The organism is Pseudomonas sp. TH43 (assembly GCF_016650635.1).
In the GTDB taxonomy this organism is placed as follows: Bacteria; Pseudomonadota; Gammaproteobacteria; order Pseudomonadales; family Pseudomonadaceae; genus Aquipseudomonas.
On record NZ_JAEKFI010000004.1, the window covers coordinates 458,594 to 482,242 of the forward strand.

Here is a 23,649-nt window from a genome sequence, read left to right on the forward strand (position 1 = left end):
TAACTTGTAGTGAGGTTTGCCAAATCAGAATGGTGTAACGGCCATCGCGGGCAAGCCCGCTCCCACAGGATTGGCGGCGCACAAAAAATCTGTGGGCGACGCCTGACCTGTGGGAGCGGGCTTGCCCGCGATGAAAGCGACTCGGTATCAGATCATTCCAAAGCAGCAGCCGGCCCGAAGAACTCGTAACGGCTTTGCTTCTCCGGCACACCCAGCGCCTTCAGATGCCGCTTGATTGCGCCCATGAAGCCTTTCGGCCCAAGGAAGTACGCATCCACGTCACGCTGCTCAGGCAACCACTCACCGAGCAACTCCTGGCTCAGCATCCCAACCTTGTCCGCCGCCGGGCTCACGCCGTCATCTTCGGCATAGCAGTAGAAACGTTTAAGTTGCGGGTGACGCGCCGCCAGCCCATCAATCCAGTCTCGGAAGGCGTGGACGCTACCGTTGCGCGCGCAGTGGATAAAGTGCACCGGACGCTCGGTCTCCAGCGCGGCTTCGAGCATCGCCAGTGTCGGGGTAATGCCAACGCCGCCGCTGATCAGCACCAACGGCTTGTCGCTCGCGGTCAAGGTGAACTCACCCGACGGCGGGAACAACTGAATGCTCGCGCCAACATGTAACTGATCGTGCAAGTGATTGGACGCGCGACCACCCGGCTCGCGCTTGACGCTGATGCGGTACTGACCTTTGTTGGCCAGCGCCGACAGCGAATAGTTGCGGCGGATTTCTTCGCCATCAAGGATCAACTTCATGCCGATGTACTGACCCGGTTCGGCCGCCAGTATCGGGCCTTTGTCCGCAGGTTCGAAGTAGAACGAGATGATTTCCGCGCTTTCCTCGACCTTGGCCGCAACGATGAACTCACGCGCCCCGCGCCAGCCGCCGACGGCTTGTTCTTTCTGGTCATAGATGGCGGTTTCGGCGCCGATCAGAATGTCAGCCAGTTGCCCGTAAGCCGCGCCCCAGGCGCTCATCACTTCGGGCGTGGCGATCTCTTCACCGAGCACTTCAGAGATCGCACGCAGCAGGCACGCACCCACAATCGGGTAATGCTCGGGAAGGATTTGCAGGGCCACATGCTTGTTGATGATCTTCGCCACCAGATCGCCCAACTGATCAAGCTGATCAATGTGGCGGGCGTACATCAACACACCGTTGGCCAAAGCACGCGGCTGGTCGCCGCTGGACTGGTGCGCCTGATTGAACAATGGGCGCACCTCTGGGTATTCAGAGAGCATCATGCGATAGAAGTGGGTGATCAGCGCCTCTCCGCCGCTTTCCAGCAGAGGCACGGTGGACTTGACGATGGCACGATCCTGGACGCTAAGCATAAGGTTGACTCCTGAGCTTTCTTTGAAAAGTTACCTTAGGCTTATCAGTTTCCGTGCCAACTTATTTATCCTTATAAATCAACAGTTTGAAATTTACGTAGTCATAACGACTCAAAGGGACTTATAGTCATCCCGACTACATATTGTCTCTTTGACTACAAACCATGACTGCCAAATCTCTACTGACTGCTCTGCTGCCCCTGGTCTCCGATCTTTCTCGCGAACTGCCGGAGGGCGAGCGCTACAGACGCCTGCTCGAAGCCATGCGCGCGCTGCTGCCGTGCGATGCCGCCGCGTTGTTGCGTCTCGACGGTGAATCGCTGGTGCCACTGGCAGTCGATGGTTTGAGCACCGACACCCTCGGCCGGCGCTTCAAAGTCAGCGAGCATCCGCGTTTCGAGATTCTGCTGGCCGGTGCCGGGCCGACGCGTTTTGCTGCAGACAGCGACTTGCCCGACCCTTATGACGGTCTGGTCGATGGCCTCGACGAGCATCTCGAAGTCCACGATTGCCTTGGCTGCCCGCTGTTCGTCGATGAACAGCTCTGGGGTCTGATCACCCTCGACGCCCTCGATCCCGAGCGTTTCGAACCGATCGAACTCGACGCCTTGCAAGCCTTCGCCAGCCTTGCAGCGGCGACGGTCAACGCTGCCGAACGCATCGAGCGCCTGGCGACTCGCGCCGAAGACGAGCACCAGCGCGCCGAGGTTTATCGTCAGGCCAGCGGTCAGCAAAACCGCGAAATGATCGGCCAGAGCAAAGCGCTTAAACGCTTGGTGGAAGAAATAAACCTGGTCGGCGGCAGTGATCTGACTGTGTTGATCACCGGTGAAACCGGCGTCGGCAAAGAACTGGTGGCGCAGGCGATCCATGCCGCCTCGCCGCGTGCCGACAAACCGATCATCAGCCTCAACTGCGCCGCCCTCCCCGACACGCTGGTCGAAAGTGAACTGTTCGGGCACGTGCGCGGCGCCTTCACCGGCGCCACCAGCGACCGTCGTGGCAAGTTCGAACTGGCCAATGGCGGCACGTTGTTTCTCGACGAAGTCGGTGAGTTGTCACTGACGGTGCAGGCCAAACTGTTACGCGTACTGCAAAGCGGGCAGTTGCAGCGATTGGGCTCGGACAAGGAACATCAGGTCGATGTGCGCCTGATCGCCGCGACCAACCGTGACCTGGCGGAAGAAGTCCGCAGCGGGCGTTACCGTGCCGACTTCTATCATCGCTTGAGTGTTTACCCTTTAAAGGTGCCAGCGTTGCGTGATCGCGGTCGCGATGTGTTGCTGCTTAGCGGTTTCTTTCTGGAACAGAACCGTTCGCGCATGGGCCTCAACAGCCTGCGCCTGAACAGCGATGCCCAGGAGGCACTGCTCGCCTACACTTGGCCGGGCAATGTGCGCGAGCTGGAACACTTGATCGGGCGCAGTGCGTTGAAGGCTTTGGGCAATTGCAAGGTACGGCCGAAGATTCTCAGTTTGAGTGCGGCGGATCTGGATTTGCCGCGCGAGGTTGTGGATAACTCCGCCGAACCTGCTGCCGATGTTGTAGCGGCGGCGCCGCTGATCAACGGCGCTTTGCGCAGCGCCACCGAGGAATATCAGCGGCGCTTGATCAGTGCGGCGCTGGAGCGCAATCAGGACAATTGGGCGAGCGCGGCGCGTGAGTTGGGGCTGGATCGAGCAAACCTTGGGCGCATGGCCAAGCGGTTGGGCATGAAAAGCTAAAGCAAACCCTCACCCTAGCCCTCTCCCCGGAGGGAGAGGGAACTGATTGGGGGATGCTGCAGAATTACGCCGACCTGAATCTGCTTCGCCGAATCCACAATCGACTTGGTCGCTCAGGTCGATGTAAGACGCAAGACACCTCGGTCAGCTCCCTCTCCCTCGGGGAGAGGGCTGGGGTGAGGGGCTTTGGATCTGAAGACCAGCCGACAACTGACCTAAAGCCCAACCTTTTGACGCCGATAACCCGGCATCAAAAGTTTCTGGCGATTGGCACCCTCGCCCACCACCTTTCCACAGAAGGTTTATATGTCTTCCACCAAAGCCCGCGCAGATTCACTTTCGCTTCTGCTGTTTACCTTGCGCAGCGGCAAGCTGATGGCGATCAACCTGCTGAAAGTCAGTGAAATCATCCCCTGCCCGCCGCTGACCAAACTGCCGGAGTCGCACCCGCACGTCAAAGGCATCGCCACCTTGCGCGGCGCGTCGTTGTCGGTGATCGACCTGAGCCGTGCCATCGGCGAGCGTCCGCTGGAAGACCCGAACGGCGGCTGCCTGATCGTCACCGATGTCAGCCGTTCGAAACAGGGTCTGCACGTGCAAGCGGTAAGCAAAATCGTCCACTGCCTGACCACCGACATCAAACCGCCGCCGTTCGGCTCTGGCGGCCCGCGTGCCTACATCACCGGCGTGACCTCGGTCGACGGCGTACTGGTGCAAGTGCTGGACATCGAAAAAGTCATCCACAGCATCGCCCCGGCGCAGATCGAAATGGCCCCGACCGACCTGTCCATGGAAGACGCCGACGTCCTCGGCAACGCGCGTATTCTGGTGGTCGACGACAGTCAGGTGGCATTGCAGCAATCGGTGCACACCCTGCGCAACCTCGGTCTGCAATGCCACACCGCACGCAGCGCCAAGGAAGCCATCGACTGCCTGCTCGACCTGCAAGGCACTGCGCAGCAAATCAACCTGATCGTCTCCGACATTGAAATGTCCGAGATGGACGGCTACGCCTTCACCCGCACCCTGCGCGAGACGCCGGACTTCGCCCATCTCTACGTGCTGCTGCACACCTCGCTCGACAGCGCGATGAACAGCGAAAAAGCCCGATTGGCCGGAGCGAACGGCGTGCTGACCAAGTTTTCTTCACCTGAGTTGACCCACTGTCTGATCGAAGCGGCCAAGCACGTCGCGGCGCACGGGCACTGAGTCTTGGCCGAAACGTATTGTTTTTTGATGCGGCGTGATCTGGGTAAGGACGCGCCGGATGTGCTTTTGCCTGAAGGCATTGAACTGCGCACGTACTCCGTCGAATGGGCGCCGCCGGTGCATGACTTGATGCAGCTCGGCCACCGCGAAGGTGGCGGCCGAGTGCCGGCGCTGGACACTTGGCAGAAGCAATTCGAGACCGATCCTGAATATGATCCGACACTGTGCTTTATCGCCCACGATGCCGAAGGTGTCGTCGGTGTGGCGCAATGCTGGACCAGTTCATATATCAAGAATCTGGTGGTGCATCCTCGGGTTCAGGGCCGCGGACTCGGCCGTGCGTTGCTGTTGCATGCCTTCGAGGCATTCAAACAGCGGCGCGAAGGCTTTGTAGATTTGAAAGTGCTGGAGGACAACCTGCGAGCGCAGCGATTGTATGAAAGTGCCGGGATGTATGTCGTCCGCCGTGAACTTGTGCCGGACTGATAGTCAGTCATCGCTGGCAAGCCAGCTCCCACAGAGATTGGCGTCGGTCACAAAACCTGTGGGAGCTGACTTGCCAGCGATGGCGACCTCACAGACAACTTTTCACCCTCAGGCATACTCCAACCTTGGCTACTACCCAAGGACGCCCACCATGAAAACTAACATCCTTAGTTTGCTCTACCTCACCGCCCTCGCTTCTCAAGCCCATGCTTCCAGCCCCGACGCCTGGGCGGCCTACGACAAAACAGTCCTCGCCAGTTGCACCAAGGCCAGCGGTTTGAAAAATGCCAAACCCGTCGGCACTCCCGCTCAATTCGATGACCGCGTTGGTTACACCGCTGTGTTGCTGCAGGGTCAATATCCGCAAAAACACATGAAAGGCCAGCAAGGCACCGAGCTGTGCCTGTTTAACAAACAGTCGAAAACCGCGTTCGTCACCGAGTGGGACTCGATCCGCCCGACCGCCAAAGCCCAGTGAATGGCGCATAACTTGCTTCGACCCCGGCCTGTGCGGTGGTTTTTTGCCACCGTTTCACACCCTGATTGAAGACAGATCGCTCAATGAATACGACGTTTTCCTGCGTAGGCTGCGGCAAATGCTGCACCGATCACCATGTGCCCCTGACCTTGGCCGAGGCCCGTATGTGGGCGGCGGATGGCGGCCAGGTGATCGTCTTGGTCGAGGCCTTTCTCGGCAATGGCCTGGGTTTGCCTGAGCAGCAACGTGAACACGCCGAACGGCGTTCGGTGGTGGTGCGCAGCGGCATGACCGATGCCCATGTGGCCATCACTTTCGCAGCGTACAACGTCGGCCCCTGCCGGAATCTTGACGAAGACAAACTGTGCCGCATCTACGAACGCCGGCCGCTGGTTTGTCGCATTTACCCGGCGGAAATCAACCCGCACATCCCGCTCAACCCCCTCGCCAAGGATTGCCCGCCGGAGTCCTGGGAACAGGGGCCGCAGTTGATCGTGGGCGGCGAGTTGGTTGATCAGGAACTGCTGCAATTGATTCAGCGTTCGCGGCAGGCGGATCGTGATGACATTCAGGTCAAGGACGTCATTTGCGCGATGCTCGGGATTCGCACCACCGCGCTCAAGGGCGACGGGTTTACTGCGTATCTGCCGAACATGGCGGCGTTCGCCACGGTCATCGATCAGGTCACCGCGCAGCCGCTGGGCGAGGCGCACAGTGAATGGCTGTTTCATGTGTCCGGCGATGACATTGCCGGGCAAGTGCTGGCCGCGGGGGCGCAGGTGGTGACGGAGCCGGCGCAGACGTATGCGTTTATCTCGCTGCGCGCGGCCTGATCCAGAAATCTGGTGCTGTGGCTGCTGGCCTCTTCGCGAGCAAGCTTTGCTCCTACAAGGTTTTTTGTTGCCCATCAATCCCTATAGGAGCTGAGCTTGCTCGCGAAGCGCCAGCCCGCTCAACCTCAATCGCGAACCTGCCGCCGCCGCCAAAACTCCCGCGCCAACATACGCAAATCCCCCGCCAGTCCCGCCACATCCTCGGAGTTGCGCTGACTCTGCCGTCCCTCATCCACCGTCACCTCGCACGCCGTGCGGATGCTGACGATATTGCGATTGATGTCCTCGCTCACCGCGCTTTGCTGCTCCACCGCCGCCGCGATCTGCAGACTCATCTCGGTGATCTGCTCGACCCGCGCACTGATCCCGTCCAGCGCCCGCGCCGCCCGTTGCGCCTGTTCGACGCTGTCATCGACATGCTCGCTGCTCTGCTGCATCACCTGCACCGCATCACGCGCGCCATTTTGCAGGGTGCTGATCATCCGCTGAATCTCGTTGGTCGATTGCTGCGTGCGTTGCGCCAGCCCGCGCACTTCATCGGCCACCACCGCAAAGCCGCGCCCGGCGTCACCCGCCCGCGCGGCTTCGATGGCCGCGTTGAGCGCCAGCAGATTGGTCTGCTCGGCAATGCTGCGAATCACCTCGAGCACTCCGGAAATCTCGCTGCTGTGGCCTTCGAGTTGATGGATCACCTCGGTGGCGCGCCCCAGCTCCTCCGCCAGGCGCAACACCGCGCTGCGACTTTCGCCGACCAGCAAATGCCCTTCACGGGTTTCCGTCCCGGCCATGTCCGCCGCCACCGAGGCTTGCTGCGCATGGCTGGCCACTTGCGCGACACTGGCAGCCATTTCATGAATCGCCGCCGCGACCAGATCGGTTTCCGCCTGCTGCGCCAATGAACTGCTATGGCTGCTTTGCAAATGATCGACCAGTTGCGCCGCATGCCCGGCCAACTGTTGCGAAGCATCGCCAATGCGCCCGACCACCGCGCCAACCTGCGCCTCGAGCATCTGCAAAGCGAACTCGATCTGCCCGAATTCATCCCGTCGACCGGTATAGATGCCCTGGCTCAACGGGTTATCGGCAATGTGCAGGGCACGCTCGGTCAACCGCTCCAGCGGCCGCAGCATCCAGTGCACAACCCCTGCACAAGTACCGCTGCCAATCACAAACGCCGCCGCGTCGATCCACATCGACTCGGGTCGCAACCACGCTTCGACACTCAACACAGCACCGAGCAACGTGCTGGTCAACGCCGTGAGTTTCGCGCGCAAGCTGATCGCAGGGAGTTGCCAGCGTTTCACCTGCGTCCCGCGCAACTGCGCATAGGCACGCTCCGCTGCCCTCACCTGGCGCTCATCCGGCCGCGTGCGCACCGACTGATACTCGACCGCCGCACCGTTCTGAGTGACCGGCGTGACGAACGCGCTGACCCAGTAATGATCACCGTTCTTGCAACGATTCTTCACCAGCCCCATCCACGAACGCCCACGTTTGAGCGTCTGCCACAGGTGCGCAAACGCCTGCGCCGGCATGTCCGGATGACGCAGCAAGTTGTGCGGCACACCAAGCAGTTCGTCGCGGGTATAACCGCTGATCCTGATGAAATCATCGTTGGCGTAGGTGATTGCGCTGGTCAGATCGGTGGTCGAAAGAATGTTCGCATCCAGCGCTACTTCGACGTTGCGACCGGTCACCGGGAGATTGATCTTCATGGATAGCGCGCTCGTTTTATTGGAAGAGTCGGCAGGGCTGCTGACTCTAAGCGCACCAATTGGTCAAATATTGATCTGGCTCAGGAACTGAGCACTTAGCCATCACTGTGTTCGAAAATCATAGAGATCCGAAAATCACAGCGATGGCCGCAGGCGGGAATAAAACTCAGCGCTTGCCCATCGAACGACGAGTGCCCGGCGGGGCCATGCCCGGGGTCTTGGTGTGGCCATTCTTGGCGCCGTTCTTGTACCACGGCTGGTTAGAGCCTTTGGCAGACGCCAACTCGCCCGGTTTGAACGGGAATTTGAAGGCCGGGATTTCGCTGTGGGTGTCGCTGGCATCGGCCAATTCTGCCGGGACAGCGCTTACAGCGTCGTCAACCGGCGGCAGGGTCGGGGAAGTCATAAAAGCTCCGGAAAGCAAAAAGTCGGGCCCGAACAGTGAGCCGCGAAGGCGCGCAGTATACCTGCACGCCTTGGCTCGGCACCTGAAGATTTGCACCGCACGCCGAACGGCTTACAAGTACGTGATGGTGACAATACCTTTGTCGGTCGAAGTCTTGAGTGCTTCATAGGTCATGGACAGCGGCAGCGATTGATGACTGCAAGCATTGCGATAAGTGTCGACATCGACTTTCAGACCAGGCTTGATTTCGACCTGACGGGACTCCGTGGCGGACAACGTCCCGACACGTCCGACCACACAGCCCGAATCGACGATTTGCCCGGTAAAGCGGATCTCGCCAGATTGACTGCTAGGTGCGGCGACGGCTGTGAGTGGAAGCAAGAGAAGCACGTACGGCAGAGCGGTTTTCAGCCTCATTTCAATACACTCCCAGGGTGAGCAGCCCAGAAAACCCGGACTGCACGAAATTTATCCGCGAGCAGGGACGAATTTTGAACAGCATAGCTGGCAAATAAGTCCCGAATTGGGAACGATCGGTCCCTTTTTGGGACCGTTATACCGCCATCGCGAGCAGGCTCACTCCTACATTTGAAATGCATTCCCACTGTAGGAGCGAGCCTGCTCGCGATGAACGATGACGCGGCGCTTCTGCCTGATCAGGACTGAGGATCAACCCGATCCAAAACACGGTTTACCGCCAGTTCGGCGAGCATCACGATCTGCTGGATGGCCAATGCCGTACTGCGTTGCGGACGACTGAGCTGATCGGCGAAATCGCCAGCCATCACGTGGGCCGAGGCCAGGGACTCGCAGGCGTGAGCGAGGAGGCTTTCTGTGTCGATGTTCGGGTGGACGAGGAACATCGTGCTGGGTAGGCGCGGTTTTATGGGATCGGGGCTGAGGTAGAAATCGAGGGCGCGTTTTATGGCTTCGCGGTTTTTTAACTGGTCGTCGGCGCGGAGAGCGTCTTCGAGGGGGGTTGTTTCGAGGGGGGGATCGGGTACGGGCTTAGTCATGGAAATGTTCCTAGTCAAAAGCCAACACGTGCCGTTTCTCACGCGGCGGAGTGGTGGCAGCTATGTGCGGAGTGAGAAACCGGTAGGAACAAGCCCGGCCGAACCGAAGTTCGCCCGCACACAGCCGCCATAAAAAATTGCAGGGCAGCAAAATAGCTGGCCGCAATTATGGTGGTACTGGTGTTGGATTAACAGTTCCTACAGGCTCTCACACCCGATCGCCGAGTTTTCGGCAACAACCCAAGCCTAGAGAGCGCACGTCCGACGGACAACCTGAAAACCTTGTGGGAAGGTTCACCGATTTCGAAACGCTTTTAAACACCCACTGCCGATGTAGGAGCTGCCGCAGGCTGCGATCTTTTGATGTTCAACGTCAGAGGCAAGATCAAAAGATCGCAGCCTGCGGCAGCTCCTACATGAGATTGCCGCCAACTGGAGAAAATGGTCGGCTGGCAGGCCGCCATCGCGAGCAAGCTCTGCTCCTACAAAAACAAAAGCCAGATCAAAAGATCGCAGCCTGCGGCAGCTCCTACATAAGATTGCCGCCAACTAAAAAAAATGGTCGGCTGGCGGGGCGCCATCGCGAGCAAGCTCTGCTCCTACGAAGAGCAAAAGCAGAACGCGCACCGCTTTTGCTTCTCACCACTCAACAGGATGAGCGTTAGCTCGGCTGCAGCTCTTGATCCTGATCCACGGGCGACGTCGGAAGGCTGAGTGGAGGGATTGATCCGGGGGTGGGAGCGCAGCGACCGTTTGGCGCAGCCAAACACATCGAGAGGAGGTGCAGCGCAGCAAACCGTAGGCGATGCCCCCGGATCGATCCCGCAGCGAAGGCACCCCGAGCCCCAGCGAGCGGGCCGCACGTAGGAGCAAGCGTTTTTTGCTTACTGCAGTGGTCAACTAATTCCGGACACCTCGATAGGTGGTTTTGACGCCATCGCCCGCTCATAGACGGTAGGTGGCAGATATCCCAGTTTTGAGTGAAGCCGTTCGTTGTTGTAATACCCAACGATGTACTCGGTGATGTCGCGGATCGCTTCGGTATGATTGGCGTAGTCACGTCGCCATACCCGCTCCATTTTCAAGCTCAGGAAGAAGCGTTCCATCACCGCATTGTCCCAGCAATTACCTTTACGGCTCATGCTCTGCTGCATGTCGTTTCTTGCCAGTAACTCTCTGTAAGTTGCACTCGCGTATTGGCTGCCACGATCCGAGTGGGCAATCAGGCCTGGCGGCGGTTGGCGCTGTGCGATGGCCAGTTGCATCGCAGTGCACACCAGCTCTGCCGGCATGTTCGGAGCCATCGACCAGCCCACGATCTTGCGTGAAAACAAGTCCAACACCACGGCCAGATACAGCCAGCCACTGCGGGTGCGGATGTAGGTGATGTCTGCCACCCAAGCCTTGTTTGGCGCTGCCGGATCAAATTTTCGGCTCAGTACATTTTCGGCAATCGGCAGATCATGATTGCTATCGGTCGTGTGCACAAACTTGCGCTTCCAAGCCGAACGTAGCCCATTGGTACGCATTAAACGGCGGATTTTATACAGCCCAACAGACAGGCCTTTGCCGCGCAAAGCGTCGCGCAAGGGCCGGCTGCCGTAGCAGCCACCACTCTCGGCAAAAGACGCCTTGAGTTGCAAAACGACAGGACAACTCTGCCGGACGGGCGCATCAGCACGCTTTTGCGACTCATAGAAGCCCGAGCGACTGATGCTCAGTAACCGACAGACATGTGTCACTGAGTAGGCCTTCTGTTGCAGCTGACGAACCAGTCGATACCTTACTTCAGCTCGCGGGCAAAGAAGGCCGTAGCCTTTTTTAAGATGTCGTTATCCATCTTGAGCTGGCGATTTTCCTGTTCCAATTGCCGGATGCGCTGTTGCTCTGCCGTCAATGGCTTGCCGATTCCGGCCTGCCCCAATTGCTCTGCCTCGTACTGTTGAACCCAGCGTCGAACGGCTGTCTCACCAATGTTCAGATCTTGGCAAACCTGCGTAACGGTTAGCCCCTGATCCTTGATCATCTTCACGACTTGCAGCTTGAAGCTGTCGTCGAATGCCCTGCGTTTTTTGGTCATGAATAACTCCTCGATAGATGTATTTTCCACCTATCGGGGTGTCCGGGGAAATTAGACCACTGCATACTTTTTTAGGCGCTTGTAAAAAAGTGAGTCGCCGTAAGGGCGAAACGAGAGTGTCAGATTTTTTGTGTGCGGGCCGTTAATGGCCTGCCGTCAGGCAGGCCTTCATTTCACCAGTTAGACCTGATGAATCGGTCCCCGTACAAAACCGCAAATTGATTCATAGCGTTTTTCCAGTCATGGGCGGCGCTTCCCCAGTTGGCGGTGATGTTTTGCAGTGCCAGCCAGATCAGTTTCGTCGCGGCTTCGTCGGTTGGAAAGTGACCTCTTGTCTTGATGATCTTGCGCAGCTGCGAGTTGATACTCTCGATGGCATTGGTGGTGTAGATCACCTTTCGTATGGCTGGCGGGAACACAAAGAACGGGATAACTCGATCCCAAGCGCGTCGCCAGGCTGCAACCACCGTTGGATATTGCTTGCCCCAAGGCCCCGATTCGAAGGCATCCAGAGCTTGCTCGGCGACTTCGGCGTTGAGTGCTTGATAAATCGGTTTCAGGGCCTTGGCCAGTTCGCGACGCTTGTCCCATGCCGCGTAATCAAGGCTGTTGCGGATCAGGTGAACGATGCATGTCTGCAACGCTGTCTGAGGAAACACTGCACTCAAGGCTTCAGGCATGCCTTTGAGACCATCCGTTACCGCAATCAGGACATCTTCGACACCTCGGGTTTTAAGGTCGTTGAAGACTTTCATCCAGAACTTGGCGCCCTCTGTGTTCTCAATCCAGATGCCCAGAATGTCGCGGGTGCCGTCCGGAAGTACGCCCAGAGCCAGGTAAATCGCTTTGTTGCGAACCACGCCTTCATCACGGATTTTAACCCGCAGCGCATCAAAGAAAATGACCGGGTACATGGGCTCGAGGGGCCGTTGTTGCCACGTACTGACTTCCTCCAGAACAGCGTCGGTAACGGTGCTGATGAAGTCATGGGAGACATCTGTTGCGTACTGTTCCGAGAGAAATGCACGAATCTCACGAACGCTCATGCCGCGGGCATACATGGCAATGATCTTGTCATCAAAGCCTGTAAAACGCCGCTCGTGTTTGGGGATCAAAATCGGAGAAAAGCTGCCGTCACGGTCTCTGGGAATATCCAGACGCAACGGGCCGTCATCGGTCAGCACGGTTTTGCCGCTCTTGCCGTTACGCTGGTTACTCGAATCCTCAGGGCGCTCCGCGCCCTGAGGATAGCCAAGGTGAAGCCCCAACTCGGCACCAAGGGCTCTTTCGATAAGCGCCTTTTTGAACGCCATCGCGGCATCCTGAATCGCTTCGGCACTCATCGTCTCGCTGAGGAACTGGTCGATCAGCTCTTTTGGAATGGACGGAAGGTCACGCTTGGCCTCACGGGCCGGTTTCTTTTTGGTTGGCATACATGCACCTCTGCAGCATGTTATGCCCGAACACAAAATTTATGACACTCCCGGCGAAACCCTAAGCCGCCATTACCGCAGCCACGGATATGTACACACAAAACTGACAGCGCTGACAGCCAGCCGTCACCCTCCTGACCCCCAAACAAGTTTATAACTACCCAACCTGCCCAAACTCCAAACCCTCGGCGCCTCAAAAGCATGCGAATCCAAAAGCACAAAGCCCTGCTAGCCACCCTCCTGATCCTGCTGGCAGCCACCGGCCTATGGTTTGCACTAAAACCCGCCCCCACCAAACTCGCCACCCCCACCGCCATTCCCGTGCGAGTCATAGCGGTCAGCGAAAAAGACGTCCCCCGCTACACCAGCGGCATCGGCTCCGTACTCTCCCTGCACAGCGTGGTAGTGCGCCCACAAATAGACGGCATCCTCACCAAAATCCTCGTCAAAGAAGGCCAACTCGTCAAAGCAGGCGACCTGCTGGCCACCATCGACGACCGCTCGATCCGCGCCAGCCTCGACCAGACCCGCGCCCAACTCGGCGAAAGCCAGGCCCAACTGCAAGTCGCCCTGGTCAACCTCAAACGCTACAAACTGCTCACCGTCGACGACGGCATCTCGAAACAGACCTACGACCAGCAACAAGCCCTGGTCAACCAACTGAAAGCCACCGCCCAAGGCAACCAGGCTTCAATCGATGCGGCGCAGGTACAACTTTCCTACACGCAGATCCGCTCCCCGGTCACCGGCCGCGTCGGTATTCGTACCGTCGACGAAGGCAACTTCCTGCGCATGACCGACACCGCTGGCCTGTTCACCGTCACCCAGATCAACCCGATCGCGGTGGAGTTTTCCCTTCCCCAGCAAATGCTGCCAACCCTGCAAGGCCTGATCAACGACCCTGAGCACGCCCAGGTCAAGGCCTACATCGGCGCCGACACCGATGGCGAAACCGGCAACCTGCTCGGCGAAGGTCACCTGACCCTGATCGACAACCAGATCAACGCCAACACCGGCACCATCCGCGCCAAGGCCGAATTCGACAACGCCAGCCAGAAGCTCTGGCCCGGTCTGTTGGTCACGGTAAAAATTCAGACAGCCCTCGATAAAGATGCGCTGGTGGTACCGCCCACCGTCGTACAACGCGGCCTCGACCAACACTTCGTCTACCGAGTGAATGGCGACAAAGTCGAAGCCGTACAGGTGCAGATGGTTTATCAGGGCAGCGGTCAGGACATCATCAAAGGCGTGAAGGCTGGCGACGTGCTGGTGACCGATGGCCAGTCGCGGCTCAAACCGGGTTCGACCGTGCAAGTCATGACGGAGCCGCCGCAAGTGGTGCAAGCGGAGCCGAAACCATGAAGGAACACAAAGGCGTTTCGACGTGGTGTATCGATCACCCGGTGGCGACGATTCTGCTGACCATCGCGCTCGTACTGGTCGGCGTGATTGCCTTCCCACGCTTGCCGATTGCCCCACTGCCTGAAGCGGAATTTCCTACGATTCAAGTCTCCGCGCAGTTGCCCGGTGCCAGCCCCGACACCATGGCGTCGTCGGTGGCCACACCGTTGGAGGTGCAATTCAGCGCCATCCCCGGCATGACCCAGATGACCTCGAGCAGTGCTTTGGGCTCAAGCCTGCTGACCCTGCAATTCACCCTCGATAAAAGCATCGACACCGCCGCCCAGGAAGTACAGGCAGCGATCAACACCGCTGCCGGCAAACTGCCCAAGGACATGCCGACGCTGCCGACCTGGAAGAAGGTCAACCCGGCCGATAGCCCGGTGCTGATCCTCAGCGTCAGCTCGACGCAAATGCCCGGCACTGAACTCAGCGATCTGGTGGAAACCCTGCTCTCACGTCAGATCAGTCAGATCGACGGTGTAGGCCAAATCAACATCACCGGTCAGCAACGTCCGGCGATTCGCGTGCAAGCCTCGGCGGACAAATTGGCCGCCATTGGCCTGACCTTGGCCGACATTCGTCTGGCGATCCAGCAGACCAGCCTCAACCTGGCCAAGGGTGCGCTGTACGGCGAGTCGAGCATTTCCACGCTGTCGACCAACGACCAGTTGTTCCACCCCGAGGACTACAGCCAACTCATCGTTTCCTACAAGGACGGCGCCCCGGTTCACCTGCGCGACGTCGCCAAAGTCGTCAACGGTTCGGAAGATGCCTACGTACAAGCCTGGGCCGGCGATCAACCCGGGGTGAACCTGGTGATCTCGCGCCAGCCCGGCGCCAACATTGTCGAAACCGTTGACCGCATTCAGGCCGCCCTGCCCGGCCTCGAAGCCATGTTGCCGGCCTCGGTGCAGGTAAAAACCCTGATCGACCGCACCCAGACCATCCGCGCCTCGCTGCATGAAGTGGAAATCACGCTGCTGATCGCGATCATGCTGGTGGTCGCGGTGATGGCGCTGTTCCTGCGCCAGTTGTCGGCGACGCTGATTGTTTCGGCGGTACTCGGCGTGTCGTTGATCGCCAGTTTCGCTTTGATGTACATCCTCGGATTCAGCCTGAACAACCTGACATTGGTGGCGATCGTCGTCGCGGTGGGCTTCGTGGTCGACGATGCGATTGTGGTGGTGGAGAACATCCACCGGCATCTGGAAGCCGGCGACGATATGCGCGAAGCTGCGATCAAAGGCGCGGGCGAGATCGGTTTTACCGTGGTCTCGATCAGTTTCTCGCTGGTGGCCGCGTTTATTCCGCTGCTGTTCATGGGCGGTGTGGTCGGGCGCTTGTTCAAGGAATTTGCTCTGACCGCGACCTCGACCATTCTGATTTCCGTGGTGGTTTCGCTGACGCTGGCGCCGACACTCGCCGCGTTGTTCATGCGCAAACCGGTGCATCACGCCCACGACAAACCAGGGTTCAGCGAACGCCTGCTCGGCTGGTACGAAAAAGGCCTGCGCCGCGCCCTCGCCCATCAAAAATTGATGCTCGGGGTATTCGGCCTGTCGCTTGGTTTGGCCATCGCGGGTTACATCTTTATCCCCAAGGGCTTCTTCCCGGTGCAGGACACCGGTTTCGTCCTCGGCACCACCGAAGCTGCTGCGGATATTTCCTACGGCGACATGGTGAAAAAACACCTGGCCATGGCCGAAATCGTCGCGGCCGATCCGGCCGTGCAGGCGTTTTCCCACTCGGTGGGCGTCTCCGGCAGCAACCAGACCATCGCCAACGGCCGCTTCTGGATTGCCCTGAAAAAACGCGGCGACCGTGATGTCAGCGCCAGCCAGTTCATCGACCGCATTCGTCCGCAACTGATGAAAGTCCCCGGCATCGTCCTCTACCTGCGCGCCGGCCAGGACATCAACCTCAGCTCCGGCCCAAGCCGTGCGCAGTACCAATACGTACTCAAGAGCAACGACGGTGCAACCCTCGCGACGTGGACGCAGCGCCTCACGGAAAAACTGCGCAGCAACCCGGCGTTCCGCGACATTTCCAACGACTTGCAGTTGGGCGGCAGCATCACCCACATCAGCATCGACCGCAGCGCGGCGGCGCGTTTCGGCCTGACCGCGAGCGATGTCGACGAGGCGTTGTACGACGCGTTCGGCCAACGGCAGATCAACGAGTTCCAGACGCAGGTCAACCAGTACAACGTCATTCTGGAGCTGGACACCAAACAGCGCGGCAAGGCCGAAAGCCTCAACTATTTCTACCTGCGTTCGCCGCTGAGTGGCGAGATGGTGCCGCTGTCGGCACTGGCCAAATTTGATGCACCGACCATCGGCCCACTGTCCATCGCCCACGACGGCATGTTCCCGGCCGCCAACCTGTCGTTCAACCTCGCGCCCGGCGTGGCATTGGGTGATGCGGTGATTCTGCTCAATCAGGCCAAGGCCGAGATCGGCATGCCGACCGCGATCAGCGGCAATTTCCAGGGCGCGGCGCAGGCGTTTCAGAGTTCGCTGGCCAGTCAACCATGGCTGATTCTCGCGGCGCTGGTGGCGGTGTACATCATTCTCGGCGTGCTTTATGAAAGCTTCGTGCACCCGCTGACGATCATTTCGACGCTGCCGGCGGCGGGGCTGGGCGCGGTGATCATGCTGTGGATCTGCGGCCAGGACTTTTCGATCATGGCGTTGATCGGGCTGGTGTTGCTGATCGGCATCGTCAAGAAAAACGGCATTCTGATGATCGACTTCGCATTGGAGGCTCAGCGCCACCGTGGGATGTCACCGCAGGATGCGATTTTCGAGGCGTGTATCACGCGGTTCCGGCCGATCATCATGACCACCCTCGCCGCCCTGCTCGGCGCGTTGCCGCTGATGCTCGGTTACGGCACTGGCGCCGAACTGCGCCAACCGCTGGGGATCGCGGTGGTCGGCGGCTTGCTGGTCAGCCAGATGCTGACGCTGTTTACCACGCCGGTCATATACTTGTGGCTTGAGCGGCTGTTTCACCGGCACTCACACCCACCAGCCCCATCGCCCGCACCGGCACTGGCGACTACAGACTGAGGCGGTCATGCGCGTTCTGATTATCGAAGACGAGGAAAAAACCGCGGATTATCTGCACCGCGGTCTGACGGAACAGGGTTACACCGTGGATCTGGCCCGCGACGGCGTCGAGGGTCTGCATCTGGCGCTGGAAAGCGACTACGCGGTGATCGTCCTTGACGTCATGTTGCCGGGCCTCGATGGCTTCGGCGTGCTGCGCGCGCTGCGTGCGCGCAAGCAGACCCCGGTGATCATGCTCACCGCCCGCGAGCGCGTCGAAGATCGCATCAAAGGCCTGCGCGACGGTGCCGATGATTACCTCGGCAAGCCGTTTTCTTTCCTCGAACTGGTCGCGCGCCTGCAAGCGCTGACCCGGCGCAGCGGCGGCCATGAACCGGTGCAGGTGAGCATCGCCGACCTGTGGATAGATTTGATCAGCCGCAAGGCGACCCGCGCCGGGACACGGCTGGACCTGACCGCCAAAGAGTTCTCGCTGCTCAGTGTATTGGCGCGGCGTCAGGGTGAAATTCTGTCGAAAACTGCCATTGCCGAAATGGTCTGGGACATCAATTTCGACAGCGACGCCAACGTCGTCGAAGTCGCGATCAAACGCCTGCGCGCGAAGCTTGACGGGCCGTTCGACGAGAAACTGCTGCACACCATCCGCGGCATGGGCTATGTGCTGGAGAGCCGTGGTGTCCAGTAATTCAATTGCCTTGCGCCTGAGCGGGATGTTTACGCTTGTGGCACTGCTGGTGTTTCTGTTGATCGGTGGCGCGCTGTATCAGCAGGTGGATAAAGGCTTGGGGTTACTCCCGGAAGCCGAGCTAGATGCGCGTTACAGCGTGCTCGAATCCGCCCTTAATCGCTTCGGTACGCCGGAGCATTGGGTGAAGATCAACGCCAAGTTGAAGCTGCTCGGCGAAGAGGACAAGCGCATTCGTTTCTGGGTAGTCAGCGGCGATCCAGGTTACGAATACGGTCAGCCGGATGCGGCAATTCGCGCTTTTGCCCAAGGCCCGCTGGGCATGCGCGACATGCAGTTGGCCGAACATCCCTATCCGCTGAAAGTGCTGCTGACTGAACTGCCGGCAAAAGATCAGCGTCCGCCGCTGCGCTTCATGATTGGCATTGATACCGAGACGTTTCACGAGACCCAGCACAACCTGTTGATCGCGCTGATCGGGCTGGCGATTGTCGGTGTGCTGATGGCTTCGGCGCTGGGGTATTGGGTCGCTCGGATCGGCCTCAAGCCGCTGATCAAACTGTCCCATGAAGCTCAAAGACTCGCACCTCCGCTAAGAGCTGGACGCTTGCGTCTGTCGCCGCTGCCACCGGAGCTTGAGCAGTTTGTCGACTCATTCAACTCGACGCTGGAGCGGGTCGAACAGGCCTACTCGCGACTGGAATCGTTCAACGCCGACGTCGCTCATGAGCTGCGCTCGCCGCTGACCAATCTGATTGGCCAGACCCAAGTGGCACTGACGCGCGGACGCTCGGCCGAACACTACTTTGAAGTGCTGCAATCCAATCTTGAAGAACTGGAACGGTTGCGCTCAATCATCAACGACATGCTGTTTCTGGCCAGTGCCGATCAGGGCAACAAGGCGACCAAGCTCACCGCGACGTCGATGGCCGCTGAGGTGGCAACGACGTTGGAGTATCTGGATTTCATACTCGAAGACGCGCAGGTTCAAGTGCGGGTCAGCGGCGATGCGCAGGTGCAGATCGAGGTCGCGCATTTGCGCCGGGCGCTGATCAATTTGCTCAGCAACGCAGTGCAGCACACCGCGCCGGGGCAAGTGATCGAAGTACGAATTGAGGTCGAAGAACATCAAGTGAGTATTGGTGTAGCCAACCCCGGTTCACCGATTGCCGGCGAGCATTTGCCGCGATTGTTCGAGCGCTTTTACCGGGTGGATGCGTCACGCAGTAACAGTGGCAACAACCATGGCTTGGGGCTGGCGATCGTTAAGGCGATTGCGCTGATGCATGGTGGCGATGTGTTTGTGAGGAGTGATCGCGGGATGAATACGTTCGGGATTTATTTGCCTGTTTAAAAGCCCCTCACCCTAACCCTCTCCCAGAGGGAGAGGGGACTGACCGAGTTGTCCTCTCGACATACACCGACCTGAAATATCCAGTCGAACTCAAGTTTTAAAAAGCAAAGAGATCTGCTCCCTTTCCCCTCGCCCCCTTGGGGGAGAGGGGACTGACCGAGTTGTCCTGTCGAAGTACACCGACCTGAAATATCCAGTCGAACTCAAGTTTTAAAAAGCAAAGAGATCTGCTCCCTTTCCCCTCGCCCTCTTGGGGGAGAGGGGACTGACCGAGTTGTCCTGTCGACATACACCGACCTGAAATATCCAGTCGAACTCAAGTTTTGAAAAGCAAAGATATCTGCTCCCTTTCCCCTCGCCCCCTTGGGCGAGAGGGGACTGACCGAGTTGTCCTGTCGAAGTACACCGACCTGGAAATATCCAGTCGAACTCAAGTTTTGAAAAGCAAAGATATCTGCTCTCTTTCCCCTCGCCCCCTTGGGGGAGAGGGGACTGACCGAGTTGTCCTGTCGAAGTACACCGACCTGAAATATCCAGTCGAACTCAAGTTTTGAAAAGCAAAGAGATCTGCTCCCTTTCCCCTCGCCCCCTTGGGCGAGAGGGGACTGACCGAGTTGTCCTGTCGAAGTACACCGACCTGAAATATCCAGTCGAACTCAAGTTTTGAAAAGCAAAGAGATCTGCTCCCTTTCCCCTCGCCCCCTTGGGGGAGAGTGCTGGGGTGAGGGGGTAGCTCTTAGCCGCACCGCACTATTCGACTTTTACCTCCTGCGCAACAGTCATTTATGAAAATCACGCTGTTTCCCAACGCCCGGCAACCTTATCTTTGCCCGCACCAAACAGCACTCGCCAAGCGAGAAGGTTTTCAGAATGTCCAACAGTATGGGTATTGCCAGCGCTTTCGTTTTGTCCTCATTGATCCTGTCGCCGATGGCGATGGCTGAAGAATCCCACGCGTTCGTTGCGCAGAACAGCGCACGCGCCCAGGCGTTCGACCAGCACCAGGCTGAAATGATGGCCAAGGCCAAAGACGCGACGCAGGCACCTCAGGCTGCCGCAACCCAGGCTCAAGCGTCCGAGAAAGACAGCTGAGTCGCGCACCGCTCCGTTTCCCTCGACGCGGTTGTTTGGCTCTTCCCGTTCAACCGTCGTCACTCCAGGCCGCTGCCATTCAGCGGCCTTTTTTCGTTGTGGTCTGAAAGCCGTTTGGTTCGTCTGTAACAACAAGAAACATCAAGCGCCTCAAAATATAGAGGTGCCAGTTGACCCAAGGAGCTCCATTGCACGTGCGTTACCCAGTCCGCTTTACTCCGTTGTTCATTGCAATTGCCGCAACGATGGCATCTTCCGCTCACGCCGATGAACCTGCCAAAGAAGGTTTCGTCGAAGGCTCGAGCCTCAACCTCAACGCCCGCAACTACTACATGAATCGCAACCGCTTGCAGCAGGCGGACGACAACATCGAGTGGGGTCAAGGCTTTCTCGGCATCTTCCAGTCGGGTTACACCGAAGGCACGGTCGGTTTCGGCATCGATGCCCACGCCATGCTCGGGCTGAAACTCGACGGCGGTGGCGGCACGGACGGTTCGAGCATCCTGCCGGTTCGAGAGAATGGCGGCAAAGCGCCGGGCTCATTTTCCACGGCGGGCGGGACGCTGAAGATGCGTGCGTTCGACACTGAACTCAAGGCCGGCGACTTGTTCCTCACCAACCCGGTGATTGCCGGCGGTGAATCGCGCATGCTCCCGCAAACATTTCGTGGCGTGAGCCTGACCAACCACAGCTTCGACGGTTGGTTGATCGAGGGCGGCCAGGCGAGTTTCACCAAACCGTACAACCAGAGTGGCCACAAACGCATCGGCACCTCCTACGGCAGCCTGGCCGATGGCGACGACAGCCAGCACCTGAACTGGGCCGGCGTGGCCTGGAGCGGCGTTGAAGGCCTGACCAGTAGCCTGTATGCGTCCGAGTTGAAGGACATCTGGAACCAGTACTACTACGACCTGGATTACACCTGGCAGTTGAACGATCTGGTCAGCCTCAACCCTGGCCTGCATTTCTATCACACGCAGGACACCGGTGATGCGCTGCTCGGCAACATCGACAACAACACCTACAGCCTGCATTTCACTGTCGGCGTGGGCAGCCACAGCGTTACTGCCGCGTATCAACGGGTCAATGGCAATACGCCGTTCGATTACATCAGCCAGGGCGACAGCGTTTACCTCGACAACTCGCAGCAATACTCGGACTTCAACGGCCCGAACGAGCGCTCGTGGAAACTCAAATACGCCTACGACTTTGCCGGCCTCGGCCTGCCAGGGCTGACCTCGGCGCTGTCCTACTCGCGCGGCACCGTGGATCTGACCAAAGTCGACCCGGACAGCAAGGGCTATTCCAACTGGTACAGCGCTGAAGGTCGCAATGCCAAGCATTGGGAGCGCGACATCGACCTCAAGTACTTGGTGCAAAGCGGCCAGGCCAAAGATTTGGCAGTGCGCCTGCAGTGGGCGACCAACCGTGGCGGCAATGGCTACGGCGCGATTGATTCGGATACAGATGAATACCGCGTGATCGTCGACTACCCGATCAACGTCTTCTAAGATCAGCATCAAATCAGCTGCGATCTGATACAAATTTTGATTGGAATGGTTTTTGTGGCGAGGGGATTTATCCCCGATGGGCTGCGCAGCAGACCCTTTTTTGGGGCCGCTTCGCAGCCCATCGGGGATAAATCCCCTCGCCACAGTAGATCTGTTTCAGTGTTATCCCCCGCAGTGTTTGTGCAACTACGCTTATAAGATCCCCCAACCGATAACCCCATCATGATCGCGAGCCGTACCCCACCCGTTGCGGGCAAGACCGGACGCCCCGAGTTACTGCTGATCTGCGGCAGTTCACTGACCGTGATCGCGATTATCTGCATCGTCACCTTTCTGCTGATTCGTGAGCACGCCAACGCTCAGGACTCGGCCACCCGCAGCGCCACCACCATCGCGCAGCTGATCGACGCCGACGTCCTGCGCACGGTCGAACTGTACGACCTGACCCTGCAAGGCCTGATCGCCGCCGCCCAGCGTGATGACTTGCGCGACGTCACCCCGGAGATTCGCCATCTGGCGCTGTTCGACCGCTCCACCACCGCGCGCTTCAAAGGCGACATCCTGCTGCTCGACAAGCATGGCGAGGTGATTGCCGACTCCTCGCGGGTCGACCCCAAACCGGGTAATTTCGCCGACCGCGACTACTTCCTCGCGCACGCTTTCAACCGTGATGTCGGCATGTTCATCAGCCGCCCGTTCAAAACCCGCTGCGACTGCGATGAGGCCAATCAATGGCGCATCAGCTTCAGCCGGCGCATTTCCTCGGACACCGGGGAGTTCATCGGCGTGGCCGTGGCGTCGATGAAACTCGACTACTTCGATCAGTTGTTCAACAGCCTCGACATCGGCAAAAACAGCACACTGAACATCATCGACAACGACGGCGTGCTGCTCGCGCAGAAGCCCTATCTGCAAAGCGACTCGATCGGCAAGAGCTTCGGCAATCGGCCCAACGTGGTGCGGATTCTGCGCGACAAGGATGGTAATGGCAGTTTCACCAGCATTTCGAGTATCGACCATCAACGGCGCCTCTACACCTATTCGCGGGTTGGCAATCTGCCGCTGACGGTGATGGTCGCGCTCTCCAGCGATGAGGTATTTGCCACTTGGCGCCGCACCGCGATATTGATCAGCGGCGCGACTGGCGTGCTGTGCGCGGGTTTGCTGTGGCTGACCTGGCTGCTCGCCCGCGAACTGCGTTTGCGCCAGCGGGCCGAGCGTGAACTGGCGCAACTGGCGGCCACGGATGCGCTGACCGGTGTCGCCAACCGGCGGATGCTTGATCAGTCGTTGCGCCACGAATGGTTCCGCGCACAGCGTTCGGGCCAGCCGATATCGGTGATGATGATCGATGCCGACCATTTCAAGGCGTTCAATGACCGCCATGGCCATCCGGCCGGGGATCAGGCTTTGAAAACACTGGCCCGAGTGATCATTGAAAACGTACGACGACCGGCGGATCTGGTTGCACGTTACGGTGGTGAGGAGTTTTCGGTGATTCTGGCCGAGACCGACAGTCATGGGGCGCAGCAGATTGCCGAGCATATTCGTCAGGCGGTTGAGCAGTTACCGCCGGTCGACGGTGCCGAGAGGCCGATGACGGTGAGTATTGGCATCGCGACCTGGACGGCGGCGAGTGAGATGACGCTGGAGCAGCTGTTGTTTGCGGCGGACAAAGCGTTGTATCAGGCCAAGGAAGGTGGGCGCAATCGGGTGGTTGTTTCTTAGGTTCAAAAGATCGCAGCCTTCGGCAGCTCCTACAGGTGATCGCGCTCCAAATGTAGGAGCTGCCGAAGGCTGCGATCTTTTGATCTTTTAAAA

General features: G+C 58.9%; 19 protein-coding genes. 12 read left to right on the plus strand and 7 right to left on the minus strand.

Annotated elements, in window-relative coordinates; translation table 11 throughout:
• Positions 1 to 152: 152 nt before the first annotated feature.
• Positions 153 to 1,334, minus strand: coding sequence for an NO-inducible flavohemoprotein (gene hmpA / locus JFT81_RS18355; protein WP_201228421.1), 1,182 nt, complete (start codon positions 1,332 to 1,334; stop codon positions 153 to 155).
• A gap of 164 nt (positions 1,335 to 1,498) precedes the next feature.
• Here hmpA and norR point away from each other — a divergent pair, with 164 nt between their 5' ends.
• The 5 genes from norR to JFT81_RS18380 all read left to right on the plus strand — a co-directional run bounded on the left by norR (position 1,499) and on the right by JFT81_RS18380 (position 6,064).
• Positions 1,499 to 3,058, plus strand: a complete 1,560-nt coding sequence (norR, locus tag JFT81_RS18360; protein WP_201228422.1) for a nitric oxide reductase transcriptional regulator NorR — start codon at positions 1,499 to 1,501, stop codon at positions 3,056 to 3,058.
• Positions 3,059 to 3,364: 306 nt separating this feature from the next.
• Positions 3,365 to 4,267 (plus strand): chemotaxis protein, encoded by a 903-nt coding sequence (locus tag JFT81_RS18365; RefSeq protein WP_201228423.1) that lies wholly within the window; start codon positions 3,365 to 3,367, stop codon positions 4,265 to 4,267.
• Positions 4,268 to 4,294: 27 nt separating this feature from the next.
• A complete protein-coding gene (locus tag JFT81_RS18370; RefSeq protein WP_201228424.1) occupies positions 4,295 to 4,753 on the plus strand; it encodes an N-acetyltransferase in 459 nt (152 codons plus the stop codon).
• Between the two features lie 151 nt (positions 4,754 to 4,904).
• Complete coding sequence (locus tag JFT81_RS18375) at positions 4,905 to 5,231, plus strand: hypothetical protein (RefSeq protein WP_201228425.1); 327 nt, start codon at positions 4,905 to 4,907, stop codon at positions 5,229 to 5,231.
• An 83-nt stretch (positions 5,232 to 5,314) separates the two neighbouring features.
• Positions 5,315 to 6,064 carry a YkgJ family cysteine cluster protein gene (locus tag JFT81_RS18380; RefSeq protein ID WP_201228426.1) on the plus strand — a complete coding sequence of 250 codons (750 nt, stop codon included), beginning with the start codon at positions 5,315 to 5,317 and terminating at the stop codon, positions 6,062 to 6,064.
• Positions 6,065 to 6,189: 125 nt separating this feature from the next.
• Here JFT81_RS18380 and JFT81_RS18385 read toward each other — a convergent pair whose 3' ends face one another.
• The 6 genes from JFT81_RS18385 to JFT81_RS18410 all read right to left on the minus strand — a co-directional run bounded on the left by JFT81_RS18385 (position 6,190) and on the right by JFT81_RS18410 (position 12,714).
• A complete protein-coding gene (locus tag JFT81_RS18385; protein WP_201228427.1) occupies positions 6,190 to 7,779 on the minus strand; it encodes a PAS domain-containing methyl-accepting chemotaxis protein in 1,590 nt (529 codons plus the stop codon).
• Between the two features lie 166 nt (positions 7,780 to 7,945).
• Positions 7,946 to 8,185, minus strand: coding sequence for a hypothetical protein (locus JFT81_RS18390; RefSeq protein ID WP_201206527.1), 240 nt, complete (start codon positions 8,183 to 8,185; stop codon positions 7,946 to 7,948).
• A 111-nt stretch (positions 8,186 to 8,296) separates the two neighbouring features.
• Complete coding sequence (locus JFT81_RS18395; RefSeq protein ID WP_201228428.1) at positions 8,297 to 8,602, minus strand: type 1 fimbrial protein; 306 nt, start codon at positions 8,600 to 8,602, stop codon at positions 8,297 to 8,299.
• Positions 8,603 to 8,841: 239 nt separating this feature from the next.
• Positions 8,842 to 9,201 carry a DUF6124 family protein gene (locus JFT81_RS18400; protein ID WP_201228429.1) on the minus strand — a complete coding sequence of 120 codons (360 nt, stop codon included), beginning with the start codon at positions 9,199 to 9,201 and terminating at the stop codon, positions 8,842 to 8,844.
• Between the two features lie 896 nt (positions 9,202 to 10,097).
• Positions 10,098 to 11,281 (minus strand): IS3 family transposase gene (locus tag JFT81_RS18405; protein ID WP_207199783.1). Its coding sequence is split into 2 segments (ribosomal slippage): positions 10,098 to 11,017 and positions 11,017 to 11,281, totalling 1,185 coding nucleotides; the frame shifts between segments, so codons are not numbered across the junction.
• 173 nt (positions 11,282 to 11,454) lie between these two features.
• A complete protein-coding gene (locus tag JFT81_RS18410) occupies positions 11,455 to 12,714 on the minus strand; it encodes an IS256 family transposase (protein WP_201225351.1) in 1,260 nt (419 codons plus the stop codon).
• A gap of 201 nt (positions 12,715 to 12,915) precedes the next feature.
• Between JFT81_RS18410 and JFT81_RS18415 the strand changes: the two genes are divergently transcribed.
• From JFT81_RS18415 to JFT81_RS18445, 7 genes are all read left to right on the plus strand, one after another.
• Positions 12,916 to 14,076 (plus strand): efflux RND transporter periplasmic adaptor subunit, encoded by a 1,161-nt coding sequence (locus tag JFT81_RS18415; protein ID WP_201228430.1) that lies wholly within the window; start codon positions 12,916 to 12,918, stop codon positions 14,074 to 14,076.
• Entirely contained in the window at positions 14,073 to 17,186 is a 3,114-nt protein-coding gene (locus tag JFT81_RS18420) for a multidrug efflux RND transporter permease subunit (RefSeq protein WP_201228431.1), read from the plus strand. Before JFT81_RS18415 ends, JFT81_RS18420 begins: the two co-directional genes overlap by 4 nt.
• Positions 17,187 to 17,193: 7 nt before the next feature.
• On the plus strand, positions 17,194 to 17,871 hold the full coding sequence (locus tag JFT81_RS18425) for a heavy metal response regulator transcription factor (RefSeq protein ID WP_007916978.1): 678 nt from the start codon (positions 17,194 to 17,196) through the stop codon (positions 17,869 to 17,871).
• Entirely contained in the window at positions 17,861 to 19,225 is a 1,365-nt protein-coding gene (locus tag JFT81_RS18430) for a heavy metal sensor histidine kinase (protein WP_201228432.1), read from the plus strand. Before JFT81_RS18425 ends, JFT81_RS18430 begins: the two co-directional genes overlap by 11 nt.
• Before the next feature lie 870 nt (positions 19,226 to 20,095).
• Positions 20,096 to 20,317 (plus strand): hypothetical protein, encoded by a 222-nt coding sequence (locus JFT81_RS18435; protein ID WP_201228433.1) that lies wholly within the window; start codon positions 20,096 to 20,098, stop codon positions 20,315 to 20,317.
• A 194-nt stretch (positions 20,318 to 20,511) separates the two neighbouring features.
• A complete protein-coding gene (locus JFT81_RS18440; protein WP_201228434.1) occupies positions 20,512 to 21,828 on the plus strand; it encodes an OprD family porin in 1,317 nt (438 codons plus the stop codon).
• 222 nt (positions 21,829 to 22,050) lie between these two features.
• Positions 22,051 to 23,556: a sensor domain-containing diguanylate cyclase gene (locus JFT81_RS18445; protein ID WP_201228435.1), complete on the plus strand. Its 1,506-nt coding sequence runs from the start codon at positions 22,051 to 22,053 to the stop codon at positions 23,554 to 23,556.
• The last annotated feature ends 93 nt before the right edge of the window (positions 23,557 to 23,649 follow it).